Origin of the sequence: Enterobacter sp. Ag1 (assembly GCA_000277545.1) — a bacterium.
Lineage (GTDB): Bacteria > Pseudomonadota > Gammaproteobacteria > Enterobacterales > Enterobacteriaceae > Cedecea.
The window spans coordinates 1-15,350 of the sequence record AKXM01000030.1 but is presented as its reverse complement, the minus strand read 5'-3'; the positions used below and the strand labels follow the sequence as shown (position 1 = coordinate 15,350).

The 15,350-nt window shown below is 56.0% G+C and carries 14 protein-coding genes and 2 tRNA genes; 6 read left to right on the top strand and 10 right to left on the bottom strand.

The window, feature by feature from the left end:
- Positions 1–86: 86 nt before the first annotated feature.
- The 5 genes from nac to A936_RS11635 form a co-directional block, all read right to left on the bottom strand.
- The gene (gene nac / locus A936_RS11660) at positions 87–1,004 is read right to left on the bottom strand and encodes a nitrogen assimilation transcriptional regulator NAC (RefSeq protein ID WP_008458002.1); all 918 of its coding nucleotides are present in this window, start codon (positions 1,002–1,004) and stop codon (positions 87–89) included.
- A 251-nt stretch (positions 1,005–1,255) separates the two neighbouring features.
- The gene (locus A936_RS11650) at positions 1,256–1,759 is read right to left on the bottom strand and encodes a protein disulfide oxidoreductase (protein ID WP_008457996.1); all 504 of its coding nucleotides are present in this window, start codon (positions 1,757–1,759) and stop codon (positions 1,256–1,258) included.
- Positions 1,749–2,378, bottom strand: coding sequence for a DsbA family protein (locus A936_RS11645; RefSeq protein WP_008457994.1), 630 nt, complete (start codon positions 2,376–2,378; stop codon positions 1,749–1,751). Before A936_RS11645 ends, A936_RS11650 begins: the two co-directional genes overlap by 11 nt.
- The gene (locus tag A936_RS11640) at positions 2,375–4,261 is read right to left on the bottom strand and encodes a protein-disulfide reductase DsbD family protein (protein ID WP_008457992.1); all 1,887 of its coding nucleotides are present in this window, start codon (positions 4,259–4,261) and stop codon (positions 2,375–2,377) included. Before A936_RS11640 ends, A936_RS11645 begins: the two co-directional genes overlap by 4 nt.
- A gap of 48 nt (positions 4,262–4,309) precedes the next feature.
- Positions 4,310–4,675, bottom strand: a complete 366-nt coding sequence (locus A936_RS11635) for a hypothetical protein (RefSeq protein WP_034808929.1) — start codon at positions 4,673–4,675, stop codon at positions 4,310–4,312.
- A 191-nt stretch (positions 4,676–4,866) separates the two neighbouring features.
- On the opposite strand from A936_RS11635, the gene A936_RS11630 reads away from it, so the two are divergent.
- Together A936_RS11630 and A936_RS11620 are read left to right on the top strand one after the other, a co-directional pair.
- A tRNA-Asn gene (locus tag A936_RS11630) sits at positions 4,867–4,942 on the top strand.
- A 558-nt stretch (positions 4,943–5,500) separates the two neighbouring features.
- A complete protein-coding gene (locus tag A936_RS11620) occupies positions 5,501–6,136 on the top strand; it encodes an acyl-homoserine-lactone synthase (protein ID WP_008457988.1) in 636 nt (211 codons plus the stop codon).
- Between the two features lie 9 nt (positions 6,137–6,145).
- Here the strand turns inward: A936_RS11620 and A936_RS11615 are convergent, their stop codons facing one another.
- The 4 genes from A936_RS11615 to A936_RS11600 all read right to left on the bottom strand — a co-directional run bounded on the left by A936_RS11615 (position 6,146) and on the right by A936_RS11600 (position 9,032).
- Positions 6,146–6,850 carry a helix-turn-helix transcriptional regulator gene (locus A936_RS11615; protein WP_008457987.1) on the bottom strand — a complete coding sequence of 235 codons (705 nt, stop codon included), beginning with the start codon at positions 6,848–6,850 and terminating at the stop codon, positions 6,146–6,148.
- 151 nt (positions 6,851–7,001) lie between these two features.
- Positions 7,002–7,655 carry an oxygen-insensitive NAD(P)H nitroreductase gene (nfsB, locus tag A936_RS11610; protein WP_008457985.1) on the bottom strand — a complete coding sequence of 218 codons (654 nt, stop codon included), beginning with the start codon at positions 7,653–7,655 and terminating at the stop codon, positions 7,002–7,004.
- Positions 7,656–7,717: 62 nt separating this feature from the next.
- A complete protein-coding gene (locus A936_RS11605) occupies positions 7,718–8,023 on the bottom strand; it encodes a putative quinol monooxygenase (RefSeq protein ID WP_008457983.1) in 306 nt (101 codons plus the stop codon).
- Between the two features lies 1 nt (position 8,024).
- The gene (locus A936_RS11600; protein WP_008457981.1) at positions 8,025–9,032 is read right to left on the bottom strand and encodes a zinc-binding alcohol dehydrogenase family protein; all 1,008 of its coding nucleotides are present in this window, start codon (positions 9,030–9,032) and stop codon (positions 8,025–8,027) included.
- A gap of 111 nt (positions 9,033–9,143) precedes the next feature.
- On the opposite strand from A936_RS11600, the gene A936_RS11595 reads away from it, so the two are divergent.
- On the top strand, positions 9,144–10,064 hold the full coding sequence (locus A936_RS11595) for a LysR family transcriptional regulator (protein ID WP_034808923.1): 921 nt from the start codon (positions 9,144–9,146) through the stop codon (positions 10,062–10,064).
- On the opposite strand, the gene A936_RS11590 is transcribed toward A936_RS11595, so the two are convergent.
- Positions 10,061–11,698, bottom strand: coding sequence for a methyl-accepting chemotaxis protein (locus A936_RS11590; RefSeq protein ID WP_008457977.1), 1,638 nt, complete (start codon positions 11,696–11,698; stop codon positions 10,061–10,063). The two genes, A936_RS11595 and A936_RS11590, sit on opposite strands and share 4 nt — an antisense overlap.
- A gap of 200 nt (positions 11,699–11,898) precedes the next feature.
- Between A936_RS11590 and A936_RS11585 the strand changes: the two genes are divergently transcribed.
- The 3 genes from A936_RS11585 to A936_RS11575 all read left to right on the top strand — a co-directional run bounded on the left by A936_RS11585 (position 11,899) and on the right by A936_RS11575 (position 15,350).
- Entirely contained in the window at positions 11,899–13,353 is a 1,455-nt protein-coding gene (locus A936_RS11585; RefSeq protein ID WP_008457975.1) for an AMP nucleosidase, read from the top strand.
- A gap of 21 nt (positions 13,354–13,374) precedes the next feature.
- On the top strand, positions 13,375–15,156 hold the full coding sequence (locus A936_RS11580) for an aminopeptidase P family protein (RefSeq protein WP_008457973.1): 1,782 nt from the start codon (positions 13,375–13,377) through the stop codon (positions 15,154–15,156).
- Between the two features lie 136 nt (positions 15,157–15,292).
- Positions 15,293–15,350: transfer RNA gene (locus A936_RS11575), tRNA-Asn, on the top strand.

The window sequence follows — 15,350 nt, the reverse complement described above, 5'->3', positions numbered from 1 at the left end:
TGTTCTTTACACCATTGTTAAAGTCACAGCCCCGGCGGGACAAATAATAAAAACCAGCAACCTATTCCATTTAGTAATAAGCGGAGTTAGCCCACCAGCATCAGTTCGCGATTTTCCAGCGCCGGGCGGGTGACCAGAGACATAAGAATTTCTTTTACCGCCTGGGCCTGAGGTGAAAGCGGTAAACGTGCGGACAGGTTCAGCGACAGCGGTAAATTTAACGACGGGCTGGTAATGCGTGCCATCCAGCCACCGGCTGAGTCGGCAAGTGAACGCGCGGCGGATTCCGGCAGCACGGTCACGCCCATACCGCTGGCAATAGCCGCAGTTAAGGTCGAAATAGATTCGATCTCGCCGATAATTTTTGCCGTCAGGCGGCGCAGGGAGAAAGCCTCATCCACGCGCTTGCGAACCGCGCTGTAGTCGCGGGGCAGGAAAAGATTCATGGCGGCAACGTCCGACAAATCAACGCTGTTACCCGGACAGTCACGGGTGCCCACGAGGAACAAATCCTCTTTGAGCAGCGGCTGGCTGGTCAGCCCCGCCGTTGGCGTGCGGTCATACAGCACGGCCATATCAAGCTGTCCGCTGAGCAGTTTGTCATTCAGCTGTGAACCGCTATTCTCATGCAAATACACCTGCACATCCGGCAGTTCGGCACGCACGGCCTGCAGCAGCGGCATGGTAATAGAGGACGCCGCCATCCCCGGCGCAAGACCAATCGAGACGAGGCCTTGCATAGTCTGGCCCACGTTATTCACCGCCAGCTGAGCCTGCTCACACTGGCGCAGAATCGTCCGCGCGTGGGCATACAAAATCTTCCCGGCTTCCGTCGGCGTGACGCCGCGTTTGGTGCGGATCAATAGCTGCTGATCCAGCTCCCCTTCCAGAGTGGCAACCTGCTGGCTGAGCGCCGGCTGTGCGATGTGCAGTACTTCTGCGGCCTGGGTCAGGCTGCCAATATCAACAATTTTTACGAAGTACTTCAGTCGTCTTAAATTCATTTTGCCCCCTATTACGGAATGCCAGTGCCAGTCATGGCTGTGATGTCGTAAAAGGTTTTGCAATATGCTTGCCACATTTTTCGTTTACGGCGCAAACGAGATAACAGGCTGGATAATAAGAGAAACTGATAAAGCCCCCACGAGGATTAACGAAACAGGAGGCTTGCTTATGCCCCATAAGAGGTACAAATGCACCGCGATGGTGCATTTCAGGAAAAAACTGCGTGCCGGTGATAAGCCGGCACGATGAATCACACGCCGGCCCACCACAGGCGAATTTTCATTCCCCAGTAGCTCGTCCAGCCGCTGGTAGTGGACACGACCTGGCCTTTATCGACGATGACGAATGTCGGCGTGACGCCAATTTGCCAGCTGCGGGAAATGGCGCCATCGGCATCATTGACCACCGGGAACTGGACGCCTTTACGCGCCAGCCAGCGGGAAACCTCGCGTTCATTACCTGAGCGAAGCGCAATGGTTATCACGTTCTGCCCTTCAGCCTGCAGCTTCGCCACGTCCGGCGTGGTAAAACGGCAAACTGCGCACCAGCTGGCCCAGAAATAGACCAGCAGCGGGCGTTCCGCACTCAGCGCGCCGAGCGTGACATCCTGCCCGTCCAGCGTGTGCAGCGGCGTGGCATCAAAAGCCACTGGGGACTGGGGCGCGCGCCACCAGTCCATCACCAGCATCACCCCCGCCAGCAAAATCAGCAGAATTAAGCCTTCCCGCAGCCAGCGCCGCAGCTTACTTGCCATGGGCAGCCGCCAGTTTTTCTTTTACTACCTCTTCCAGCGTTTCCCACGGAACCGCCCCAGGGATCATTTCATCACCAATAATGGTGGCTGGTGTGCCCTGCACGCCCACGATACGCGCTAACTGAAGGTTGGTGCTTAAGGTTTCCATGCTTTTTTCATCCGGGGTGACCGGCGTTGCCCCGCTCTTTTCAACCGCAGCCGCAATGCTCGCCGCATCGTGATAGCCCTTCTTCTGCATCAGTTTTTCATGCAGCGCCAGGAACTGATCTGGATGCTGGCGCCAGGTCGTCAGGACAGTACGCGCCGACAGCACGGAGCTTTCCCCTTTAAACGGCAGCGGCTTCACGATCACCGCCACATCCGGGTATTTCTCCACAATTTTTTCCAGCATCGGATCGAGCTGTTTGCAGTACGGGCAGTTGTAATCGGTGAAATTCACGAGGGTTAACACGGGCTTTTTAGCACCAAATCGCGGACTGGCCGGATCGTTAAACAGCGCCTGTTCAATCAGCACTTCCAGCTGCTTTTGTTGATCGGCGGAAAACGGCGCGGGGACTTCTTTTGCCGCCAGCGCCAGGCCGGAGAACAGCGAGAGGATTAGAATAAAAGCGTATTTCATGGTTTCGCTCCTTTGGCATCATCCAGGGTTGTCAGCACCGAATCGCGAGAGAGCAGCGTCGGCAGCACTTTGCCTTCCGGCAGGCCTGGGCCATAAATTTGGTTGAACGGCACGGCAACCTGGCCGCGGCTTCTCAAAAAGTCAGTGATTTGCTGGGACGGCAGCGTCCAGTCGCCGCGCAGGGCAACCACATCCGGTGCCTGCAGTGCCGCCTGCACGTCCTCTTTGCTGAGCACGTTGTATTTGTTGGCTTTACAGGTAATGCACCAGTCAGCGGTGACATCAATAAAAACGCGCTTATGCTGCGCCAGCGCGTCCTGAATCGCCTGCTCGCTGAGCGGCTGCCAGGCGATATTTTCCTGCGCTGGTTTGCTAATCGAAACACCGAAATGCACCAGCAGCAGGCTTGCCAGCCAAATCGCCGAACCTAACATCAGCAGGCCAAGCACGCGGCGCAGCCAGGTCATCCACTTGCCCGGGCGGGGCAAACGCATCGCCAGACCGGGACGGAGCGCTATCAGCAGCCACGGCAGACTCATCCCCAGCCCTAAGGCCAGGAACAGCCCCCACAGCACCGGGTAAGAAGCCGTGAGCGCCACCGCCACCGCCGTGCCGAGGAAAGGCGCGCTACACGGCGTCGCCAGCAGCGTGGCGAAAGCGCCCTGCCAGAAATGCCCGGCCATGCCATTGCCGCCCTGCGTTGCCAGCCGGGTGTTCATATTGGAAGAGAGCCTGAATTCAAACAGGCCGAACAGGTTCGCGCTGAACACCAGCATCACCAGCGTCATAAAACCGATGAACCACGGGTTCTGGAACTGAATGCCCCAGCCCAGCGCCTGGTTGGTCAGCCGCAGGACGGTCATCAGCAGCGCCAGCGCCATAAATGAAGCGATGATCCCCGCCACCGAGGCTAAAAACTGGCGGCGCACCAGGCCCCGATCTTTTTGCTGCACCAGCAGAATAGAGCCCAGCTTCATGCCCAGAACCGGAAGTACGCACGGCATCAGGTTAAGGATTAGGCCGCCCACCAGCGCCATCAGCACGGCCTGCCAAAGCGGGAAGGCATCATTTCCCCCTGCCGCGGCGGGTGCTGAACCAATGGTGAGCGTGTTTTGCTGAGCAATGCCGTTGTCGGCCAGCACCAGGGTGACTGATTTCCCTCGCAAATCTGGCGCACCTTCTCCCCAACTGTCGCTGACCGGTACGGTGGCCTGCAGCGAGTCGCCGTCGATGCGGAACGCAGGCTTACCAAGATCGGCCTCTTCCGGCGGGTCAAGATAAAGGCCCGGACTTGTCCAGCCTCCGGCACGCACGGCATTAATTACCAGGCTTCCCGGGCGATAATCGGCTTTGAGCGAGTCGGTCAATCCGCTTTCAACCGGCACCTGCCCCATCGCCTGAGCGAAATCATGGGCAAACTGAGCATCTGCCGCGGAAGGCGTGACGCTAAAGGAATAATCGGTCAGCAGGCAGACATTGCTGCAGGTAGAAAGCGTCAGCACGCCGCGCATAGTCACCGGCACCGGGCCGTGAAACACCATCGGAATGGTGACCCGATCGTGGTAGCCCTGGGTCGTGATCCCAGCGACGTCAAAACGCGCAGGCGTCGGCCAGAACCACTCTACTTTGGGCATCTCACCCTGCCAGGCAATAGCTGGCGCAACGCCGCCTTCCCCTGGGGATCGCCAGTAGGTTTTCCATCCTTTTTCGAGCTTCACGTCCAGTAAAAGACGCGTTTCGTTACTGCCCGAGGTATCTGCGCGCAGCCTGACGCTGGCGTGATCGTTATCCGGCGATTGCAGCCAGCCTGACTCTGCTGCCCAGGACACGGGCAACCAAAGCATGAGCAGGCACAGCAGCGCCTGCCTGAAGCGAATAAACATGTTTTTTCTCCATAAATGATTAACTAACTGTCGGAAACAGCCGGTCTGTCATTCACGGAAGACGCAGAAACGAAGATGTACCCTGAGGGTGGGAGGTGAAGTCGCTCTTGGAGCTGAAAACGGCATTCGCGTGGAACGCACGGGCGCCAGTAAGGAAAGCAGCAGGCAAAGTGCGAACAACGCCCCATCAAACAAGACTGGCGGCACGCTCAATAATGATTTAGCGCTAAGTTCGCACGGCGTGACCGGCGAGTCAGCGTCAGCCTGCGGGTTATCCGCCTGGGCAGCAACGGCGCTGGCCGCGGTTTCCATCTGCAACGCGTGCAGGCCCGCCATGCGCTGCGCGGTACAAACCAGTACCACAACACATGCCAGGCAAAGAAACCAAATCCCTATACGCCGCTGTTTTACCATCAGGTCCTCACTGTTTAACCCGGCTTATCTTAGCGGCTGGCGAAAGATTGGCAATCTTTGTGCTGTAAAGTTATGTCTGAGCCTGTTTTCTGGCAATTTTTGCTTGTTTTATCGGCAAACGATACAAAAGACGCTTTGGAGGCTTTGACAAGGCCGTGTGGCCTCGCTAATATGCGGCCCGTTCACACGATTCCTCTGTAGTTCAGTCGGTAGAACGGCGGACTGTTAATCCGTATGTCACTGGTTCGAGTCCAGTCAGAGGAGCCATATTTAAGAAGCCCGCTTAAGGAAACTTAAGCGGGCTTTTTGCTTTTGATTTTTCACAAAGTTTTCTTTCCTTCACAAAATTCATTTTTCCTCTGCATCAGCCGTTCACTTTTTAAATTAGTCGGCTACTATTCAGTTATACCGTACGCTTTTCACGCAACCCAGCCCCGCCGCGTTATAAAATATTTACCCCACATGCAGGCCGTTATGTTAGTAAATTTTCGCGGAGAATTGCAGCATATTGCAGGGAACTGCATTGAACGAGCAGGCTTCTTAATCGATATAAAAGAAAAGCCCCCGCAAATGCAGGGGCTTAATTTTCTTTATTTTTATTTTTTGTAATGTAAAATTACAAGTGCTTACAATCTTGTGCATCGGGAAATCGGTGTACTAGATAATAATCTGTGAACATTTCCCTTGGTGTTGCTCAGGTCTTTGACCGCCTGACCCGCTTGCGTGTTGGCGCGGCCGGTCAGGATTTTTTTAAGTTTAGAGAAGGCCTTAGGCAAAAAAAAGCTGTCTTTAAGTACAGGGGACCTCCACATACAGGGATACGCGATGTGTTCTGCAATTGAATTTTTTATAAGTAATCATAATGATTTACACCCCGGTCTCGCCCGGGAATTGTATGCGTTACGCAAAAAAACATTTCACGAACGGCTCGAATGGAAAGTGGAATGTGAAGATAATCAGGAAAGAGATCAATTCGATAACGCAAATACAACTTATTTAATGGGCATGTTGGAAGGTAAATTATTTTGCGGCGCACGCTTTATTGATGCCAAACATCCGACAATGACAGATGAAATATTTTATCAATATTTTAATAACATTAGTTTACCAAAAGATATTCCATGCTGTGAAATTACCCGATTATTCCTCGACAAAGATCGTCGTGACGAAGGTAATTTACGCACCCTACCCGCCAGTAAAGCATTATTTCTGGCGATGATTATGTATTGCATGAAAAATGGCTATCCCGGTATGCACGCGGTGACAAGTCGGGGAATGTACGCCATTTTCCGTCAGGCCAACTGGAAAGTTGATGTGCTGCAGAAGGGGCTCTCAGAAAAGGGCGAAGCGGTTTATTATATTTACATGCCTGCTAATCAACAGGTTATAGAAGATATTATTAATAAAGATAAAAACAGCGCATGGTTGCGTGAGACGCTCACCCAGCTCAATAACCTGTAACCTCGTCGGTCAGGCACCCAGATCCAACAGCCTGAGTTCGATACTTAGTTTAACCGCGTGACGCGCATTGTTAACGCCAAGCTTTTTCATGGCATTGCCCATGTGGAATTTCACCGTGCGCTCGGTAATGGACAAGATAGTCGCAATCTCGCCATAGGTTTTTCCGGTATAGACCCATTGCAAAATTTGCTGCTCACGCGGTGACAAGAAAACATTCTTTTTCTGCCGAATATCGCTGTATAAATTCAGCATTTTTTGGTGCAGCTTGATAAAGAAAGCGATCGCCGCCTCACGGTTTTCAGTGAGGTTAACATCTGAAGGCTGATGGCTAATCAGCGAAAGCACCGCAAGATTGTTCACATAGTCGTGGAGCGGATAAGTATGCCCTTGCACAATATTGTGCTGTGAACCTTCGTCAAAAATACGCTTTAGCGTATACCCGGAAGAGACCATCATCCCGCTGTCCCATGAAAAATCCTCCAGGGTGCTGAGAGACCGGACAATCACTGGGTCAATAAATTGATATTTATTCTCGAGATAAATGTTAAACCATTGCGGATTGTTATTAATAATACGCATTTGGGAAGGGTCTTTCTTATTCATCACAGCATACGCGTAGGTCGTATGTTTGTAATCCAGAATAAATTCATCAAGTTCGCGCTGAATTAATGAATTTACTTTGCTGTCATTATAATACGTGTCCTTCACAACCATCGCCGTCCGTAGAATTAAGAGAACAAAGTATAGATCATTTCCCTTCGCTTGCCACACCTCAATGCCACCGATTTGATGAATAAACGCAGGAATGGCCTAATATCCATTCCTGCGTCAGCCAGGAAAAGTTAAATCAAGTTATTATCACGCCTTAGATTTCGGTCAGGATCTGACTGAAATCGAGGCGCGACTTTGGCAGTCCAGCGTTAAAGTCCTCCACGCTGCGATAGCCCAGCGCCACCATCACCACGCTGGTCAGGCCCTTCTCGCGCAGGCCAAACTCTGCGTCCAGCGCGGCGGCATCAAAACCTTCAATCGGCACGGCATCAATGTTCAGGGTGGAAACGCCCAGCAGCAGCGTACCGAGGTTGAGGTAAACCTGCTTCTCCATCCAGTGCTGCGCATCTTTCAGGTCAAACCGGTGTTTATTGGCATAGAAAGAGCGGCCTTTGTGCTGCCCTTCTTTGGCCTGTTCCGTGGCAAAGCGCCCATCATCCTGCTCTTTTTGCAGCAATGTTTGCAGGTGCGCATCGTCATAAGCTGTTTTGGCGCAGAACACCACGACATGTGAAGCATTCAGCACTTTAGGCTCGTTTGCCGCGTAAGGCCCGGTAGTCGCTTTGGCAATACGCGCCTTGCCTTCATCACTGCTTACCAGCAAGAAATGCCACGGCTGCGAGTTGGTGCTCGACGGGCTCAGGCGCAGCAGATTTTTGATTTTATCCACGTCTTCAGCGGCAATTTTTTTAGACGCATCAAAAGCTTTCGTGGCATAGCGCCGGGAGGCAGCATCAACAATGTTCATTATTTTTCCTGAATAAGTCGTTGTGTTTTGCAGCGGCCAGCCTGGCCGCCGCGAGTAAAGTGTTAAACGGCAACTTCGTCCAGCGGTACCAGCTTCAGCGGTTCCGCCAGCAGGGCGTCCATTTGTTTCACAAAGGCCTGGAAGTGAGGCAGCGCATTGTGCAGGTCGAGCGCCTGCTGCCCGCGCCATGACTCGCGAACGTAAAACGTATCCGGCTCTTGCTGAAGCTGAAACAGGGTGTAGTCGAGGCAGCCTGGCTCAAGGCGGCTCGGCGCGACCAGCGCTTTCAACGCGGCTTTCAGGTTTTCCTGCTGGCCAGCTTTCGCCTTCAGCATGGCAATAATCGTCAGGGTTTCTGTCGCTGCCATATCAGAATCCCTCCAGCACAATTTTACCCACCGCACGCCCGGTTTCCAGCAGCGCATGGGCGCGGCGAAGGTTGCCCGCGTTGATTGTGCCATAGTGTTCGCCGAGCGTAGTTCTTAACACGCCCTGGTCGATAAGCGTGGCCACGCGCGTCAGCAGATTATGCTGCTCAATAATATCGCTGGTGACGAACATCGAACGGGTGAACATAAACTCCCAGTGCAGCGAAATACTTTTGGCCTTCAAGGCGCGAACGTCCAGCGCGGTCGGATCATCAATTAGCGCAAATTTCCCCTGCGGGATGAGCGCCTCAATCAGCTGGGCATAATGTTGTTCGGTATTGGTCAGGCTGGCAACGTGCGTAACGTGCTTCACGCCAATACGCTGTAATTCTTCCGTCAGAGGCTGGCTGTGGTCGATAACGTGGTGGGCGCCGAGTTCGTTCACCCACTTTTGGCTTTCCGGGCGAGAGGCGGTGCCAATCACGGTGGCTTTTGTCAGCCTGCGTGCAAGCTGGGTCAGAATTGAGCCCACGCCGCCGGCCGCGCCCACAATCAACAGCACGGCATCTTCACTGCCGTTTTCCTGAATACCCAGGCGGTCGAAAAGCATTTCCCACGCGGTAATTGCCGTCAGCGGTAATGCGGCAGCAGCGGCATTTTCCACGGACTGAGGCTTAAGTGCCGCAATGCGTTCGTCCACCAGCTGAAACTCACTGTTGCTGCCCGGGCGAGTCAGCGACCCGGCGTACCACACGGCATCGCCAGGCTTGAACAGCGTGACGGCTTCCCCCACTTCCACAACGGTACCCACGGCGTCCCAGCCCAGTACGCGAGGGGTTTCGCTACTAAAGCCACTGCGAACTTTGGTATCAACGGGGTTCACGGAAATAGCGTTCACCGCCACCAGAATGTCGTGCCCCTGAGCAACGGGCTTCGGCAGCGTGATGTCCTGCAGCGCATCAATATTGCTGCCGTCTTTTGCGGCGCGTGTAATAGCAATAGCTTTCATAGCAGCTCCAATAAGGTAATGGGTTCATCAATTGAGTAAAATCATGGTACAAGGAGCGCGTCAGGTGAAAAACCGGCGTCAGGAAACAACACTTATACTCGGAGAGTGAAAATGCTCAGGCTGGAAGACCTTGCGCTGTTTGTCAGGGCGGCGGCGTTAAACAGTTTTAGCGATACCGCCAGGGAAGCCGGGCTGCAGCCAGCCCAGGTCAGCACCGCCATTAAGCGCCTGGAGCAGAACCTCAATATTCGCCTGTTCGCCCGCTCAACGCGCAGCCTGCGCCTGACGCCCGAAGGTGAAGCCTGGCTGCCTTACGCCCAGCAGGTGCTGCAGACGCTGGATGCCGGGTATGAACAGATCCAGCCCCCCAGCGACGAAGTACGCGGCACGCTGCAAATCGCCGTCCCTTCGGATCTTGGGCGAAATCTCCTGTTGGATGTTTTTCAGCAATTTCGCAGCACTTACCCGGCGCTAAGCCTGAAACTTCTGTTTTCCGATCGAATCACCGACGTGTTTAAAGATCCGGTGGATGTGGCTTTTCGCTACGGTAATAACGATGATGCGTCTTACATAGCCCTGCCGGTCGCGCCAGAAAACCGCCGCGTGCTGGTTGCATCTCCCGCCTATCTGGCACGCTATGGCGAACCCCAAACCCTTGCCGACCTGGCCCAACACAATGCGCTGACGTTTGTGCTTCGCGGGCGGGTGCACAATAGCTGGTCGTTCAGCCAACGCGGCAAAATGCAGCAGGTGGCGGTGAAAGGTTCAATGATGAGCGATGATGCGGAAGTCATTCACCGGCTGGCGGTAAAAGGGGAAGGTATTACCTACAAATCCTGGCTGGATGTCAGCGACGATGTGCAGGCAGGCCGTTTAAAGCTGCTGCTGCCGCAGTATGAAGGGGACAGCATTCCACTGAATCTGATTTGCCCGCACCGTAAGCAACTGTCGTCCACGGTGCGGCTGCTGCACGAAGCGGTCAAGGCGCGCTGCGAAAACGCGATGCGCACCCTGCCCGCTATCGAAACTTAAAACGTGACCCAGTCATCTCCTGCCGTGGTGGCTGCTGCGGCTTTTGCCTGAGGTTTGACTTTCGTTTCCACCACGGCGTGTTCTTCGCGCCCGGACAGACGGAAACGCGCCACCGCTTTTTGCAGCATTTCAGTCTGGCCTTCGAGCGCCGCCGCCGCCGCCGAGATCTGCTCCACCAGCGCGGCGTTTTGCTGCGTCACGCTGTCCATTTCGCTGACCGCCACGCTCACCTGAGAAATACCTTTGCTTTGCTCGTCCGTTGCCGAGGCAATCTGCTTCATAATTTGCGTGGTGTCAGACACCGCCTTCAGCACCTCTTTCATGGTGTTGCCTGCCTCGTTGACCAGCGCCGCGCCGCTGTTCACCCGGTTTACCGAGTCGGCAATCAGCGTTTCAATCTCTTTCGCCGCGCCCGCACTGCGGCTGGCCAGGTTGCGCACTTCCCCCGCCACCACGGCAAAACCTCTGCCCTGTTCACCTGCGCGGGCGGCCTCAACGGCAGCGTTTAGAGCCAGAATGTTGGTCTGGAAGGCAATGCTGTTGATGACGCTGGTGATCTCACTGATTTTGCGGGAGCTGTCGGAGATCCCTTCCATCGTGACCACCACATCGCCCACCAGCTTGCCGCTGCGGCTGGCGGTTTGTGAAGCTTTTTCCGCAATGCTGCTGGCCTGGCGCGCATTCTCGGCGTTGAATTTAACCGTGGCCGTGAGCTGCTCCATGCTGGCGGCGGTTTCTTCCAGCGCGGCGGCCTGTTCTTCGGTGCGTGAAGAGAGATCGTTATTGCCGGAAGAGATCTCCGCCGAGCCACGATAAATGTTCTCCGTGCCGCTGCGAATCGCGCTCACCGCATCACGCAGGCTGCCCTGCATCTCGGCCAGCAGCGGGAACAGTTTGCCGACGCAGTTCCGCCCAAAGTCCTCCACCGGATGGCTGAGGTCGCCTTTCGCAATGACCGAGAAATGATCCCGAATGCGGTCCAGCGGTTTCACCAGCAGGTTCACCAGATAACGATCGGTAAACAGCAGGATCAGCAGCCCAATCACAATCGCCACCAGCACGGTGATTTTCATCAGGCGAGTCAGAGAGTCCACGGCAACCCGCGTCCGGTCCAGTCGTTCTTCGGCCACGGCGGTAAACTTGCTGCTGCTGGCTCCGAAGGCACGGCTGAGCGGCGGCGTGACCTGGGTGGCCTGCTGGCGATAATCCGACGCGCTTCCCTGCCGGGCAAGCTGCATCTGCACCGCCACGCCGTTATCTAAAAGCTGCTGCCATTTTTCGATCACGTCGGCGGAAACGGCCGGATCCATTGGCCCAGGCGAAACGCTCTTCAGACGCTCAAGCTCGCTTTTCATGTTATCCAGCGCTTCCTGCACGGGCTTAAAATCGGCAGCTTCCCCCGCCGCCTTCGCCTCCATCACCCGCGAAAGACGCGTAATAAAGCGAAAATACTGGTCGTTGCCTTTGCTGAGTATCGTCATCTGCGACACCAGCTGATGGTCAACGGCGTTGCCGTCCCCCAGCTTCGCCAGCGAATAAACGGTAAACACGCCCACGGCTGACCACAGCAGGCAGAACAGCCCCAGCACGGTGAGCAGCACCCGGCGTACGGTAAAATTCTTTAACATTCCCATGTCGTTCCCCTCATCGTTATTGTCGTTATCCCATCAAGCTCGGGTATCAATGGGGTTATCGGCAGCCTCTGCGCGGGTATTCATTTTTTTGTGATGAATTTTTTATGAGGCTCGCAACTCTTCCCGTCTTCCGCTTCCGTTCTTCGCCCGGCGTGACATACTGAGACACTAACCCGGCGAGAACCGGTAAAGGAGAATCAATGAATAATAACGTTGTATGCCAGGGGCTGACGCCTGCTGAAGCCCTGGACAAGCTGGAAGCATTGTACGAAAGTTCGGTAACCGCCCTTCGCGATGCGATTGCCCTCTACACCCAACATGGCACGCTGCCGGACGTAGACGCGCGTTCCGACGGGCTGTTTGTCTACCCCGAACTGCGGGTGAGCTGGGACGGCGTTCCCCGTGGCCCGAAAAATACCCGCTCCTATGCCCGCTTTACCCACTCCGGCAGCTACACCACCACGGTGACCCGTCCCGCGCTGTTTAAGAGCTACCTGCACGAACAGTTGAACCTGCTGAGTGAAGACTACGGCGTGCACATTGAGGTTGGCCCTTCTCAGCATGAGATCCCTTACCCATACGTGATTGACGGCCTGAACCTCGACCGCACGATGAGCGCCGGACTGACGCGCCATTTCCCAACCACCGAGCTGTCGCAGATTGGCGATGAAACTGCCGACGGCCTGTTCCACCCGACGGAAGCCTGGCCGCTGTCGCACTTTGACGCCCGCCGCGTGGATTTCTCGCTGGCTCGCCTGCGCCACTACACCGGCACGCCGGTGGAGCACTTCCAGCCCTTCGTGCTGTTCACCAACTACACCCGCTATGTGGACGAGTTTGTCCGCTGGGGCTGCCAGCAAATCCTCGACCCGGACAGCCCGTATATCGCCCTGTCCTGCGCCGGAGGCACCTGGCTGACCGCCGAAACCGAAGCCCCGGAAGAGGCGATTTCCGACCTGGCGTGGAAGAAACACCAGATGCCAGCCTGGCACCTGATCGATAAAAACGGCAGCGGCATTACGCTGATTAACATCGGCGTAGGCCCGTCCAATGCCAAAACCATCTGCGACCACCTCGCGGTGCTGCGCCCGGATGCCTGGCTGATGATTGGCCACTGCGGCGGCCTACGTGAAAGCCAGCAAATTGGCGACTACGTGCTGGCTCACGCCTACCTGCGTGACGATCACGTACTGGATGCGGTGCTGCCGCCGGATATTCCTATTCCAAGCATCGCGGAGGTGCAGCGCGCCCTTTATGACGCCACCAAGCAGGTCAGCGGTATGCCGGGCGAAGAAGTGAAACAGCGCCTGCGCACCGGCACGGTGGTCACCACCGATGACCGCAACTGGGAGCTGCGCTATTCAGCTTCTGCGCTGCGCTTCAACCTCAGCCGCGCGGTGGCTATCGATATGGAAAGTGCGACGATTGCCGCGCAGGGTTATCGCTTCCGGGTGCCTTACGGCACGCTGCTGTGCGTTTCAGACAAACCACTGCACGGCGAAATCAAGCTGCCAGGCCAGGCCAACCGTTTCTATGAAGGGGCGATTTCCGAGCACCTGCAGATTGGCATTCGCGCCATTGATTTGCTGCGTGCCGAAGGTGAAAAGCTGCACTCGCGCAAGCTGCGTACCTTCAACGAACCTCCGTTCCGTTAATAAAAAGAATAAGGAAGCTGGATGCCACACACTTCATCACTCGGCGCACTGCGGGCGCTGCTCCGGGAGCGCAAGCTGGATGGGATCATCGTGCCGCGCGCCGACGCCCATCAGAGCGAATACTGTGCACCTTATGACAATAAACTCGAGTTTATCAGCGGCTTTACCGGTTCCGCCGGGCTGGCGCTAGTGCTTGCTGACCGCGCCCTGCTGTTTGTGGACGGGCGCTACCAGGTTCAGGCTCGCCATCAGGTGAATCTGGCAGAGTTCGAGATTCATCATCTGCACGACGAGCCGCTGCACCTTTGGCTCCGCGATAATCTTCCGGCAGGTAAACGCATCGCCTTCGAACCGCTGCTGATGGTCAACAGCCAGTACGAAAGCCTGCGTACCAGCGGCTGCGATCTGGTGGCGTTAGATGACGATCCGCTTGATGCAATCTGGCCCGATCGCCCGGCAGCACCCTGCGGGGAAATCATCGCCATGCCGGATGAAATCAGTGGCGAAAGCGCTGCGTCAAAGCGTGAGCGGATCGCCCAGGTGCTGAGCACAGCCGGGGCGGATTATCTGGCGCTGACGCAGCCGGACAATATCGCCTGGCTGCTGAACGTACGTGGCTCGGATATTCCAATGAGCCCGGTGCCGCACTCCTTCGCACTGTTGAGCGCCAGGGGTGACATTGAATGGTTTGTAGCGGAAGAAAAACTGCGGAAGCTGGATAAAGCCTGGCTCAACGGCATCACGCTCCGCCCGATGAGTGAATTCCTTGCCCGCTGCCAGCAGTTGGCAACCGGGAAACATACCCTCATCGACGCGGACTCTGCGCCGGTCGCCGTGCGCTTTGCCGTGGAGCAAGGCGGAGGCAGCGTGCTGTGGGCGCCGGATCCTGTCACGCTAATCAAAGCCAATAAGAACGAAACCGAACTGGCAGGCTACCGCGACAGCCACATCGAAGACGGCGTGGCCTGGGTGAATTTCCTTGCCTGGCTGACCCGAGAAGTGCCGCGCCGCGAAGCCGCAGGTAACCCGGTCACCGAGCTGGAGGCGCAGGAAAAACAGCTGAGCTTCCGCCAGCAGGGTTCCACCTTTACCGAGCAAAGCTTTAGCACCATTTCTGCCGCGGGCAGCAACGCCGCGATGTGCCACTACCACTCTTCGCCGGAAACGAACTTCGCCCTAACCGCCGCGCAGTTCTACCTCAATGATTCCGGCGGGCAGTATATCAACGGCACGACGGACGCCACCCGTACGCTCAGTTTTGGCGAGCTGGATGCGACCCGCCGCCTGCACTACACCGCCGTGCTGAAAGGCTTCCTGGCGCTGATCTCGCTGCAGTTCCCGCAGGGGACTCAGGGCCACCAGCTCGATGCCTTTGCCCGCGCTCCGCTCTGGGAGCTGGGACTGGACTACGACCACGGCACCGGGCACGGCGTCGGCCACCGGCTGATGATCCACGAAAACCCGCACCGCATGGCGAAGAAGGTAAACCCGTGGCCGATGCTGCCGGGCAACATCCTCACCATTGAGCCGGGTTATTACCTGGCGGACAGCCACGGGATCCGCATCGAAAACCAGGTCGAGGTCATTGCCTCCCGGCCTGGCTTCTGCAAGTTCTCGTCGCTGACGCTGATCCCTATCGATCTGTCCGCCGTTGACGTTGATTTGCTCAGCCCGCAGGACATTGCCTGGCTTGACGACTACCACCAGCAGGTGCGGGAAATGCTCTCCCCGCGGGTGAACGAAGAGGTGCGTCATTGGCTTGAAGCCGCCACGCAGCCCGTTAGCCCGCTGTGCAAGCAGTAACCATTAAAGGCCGCGTTTGCGGCCTTTTTCATTGATTTGCTGGATTAATCGGCAGTTAAACGCATTTCACCAAAACAGCCTTTGACAACCCGGACTCACGCCGTTAGTATTCGCCCCGTTCACACGATTCCTCTGTAGTTCAGTCGGTAGAACGGCGGACTGTTAATCCGTATGTCACTGGTTCGAGTCCAGTC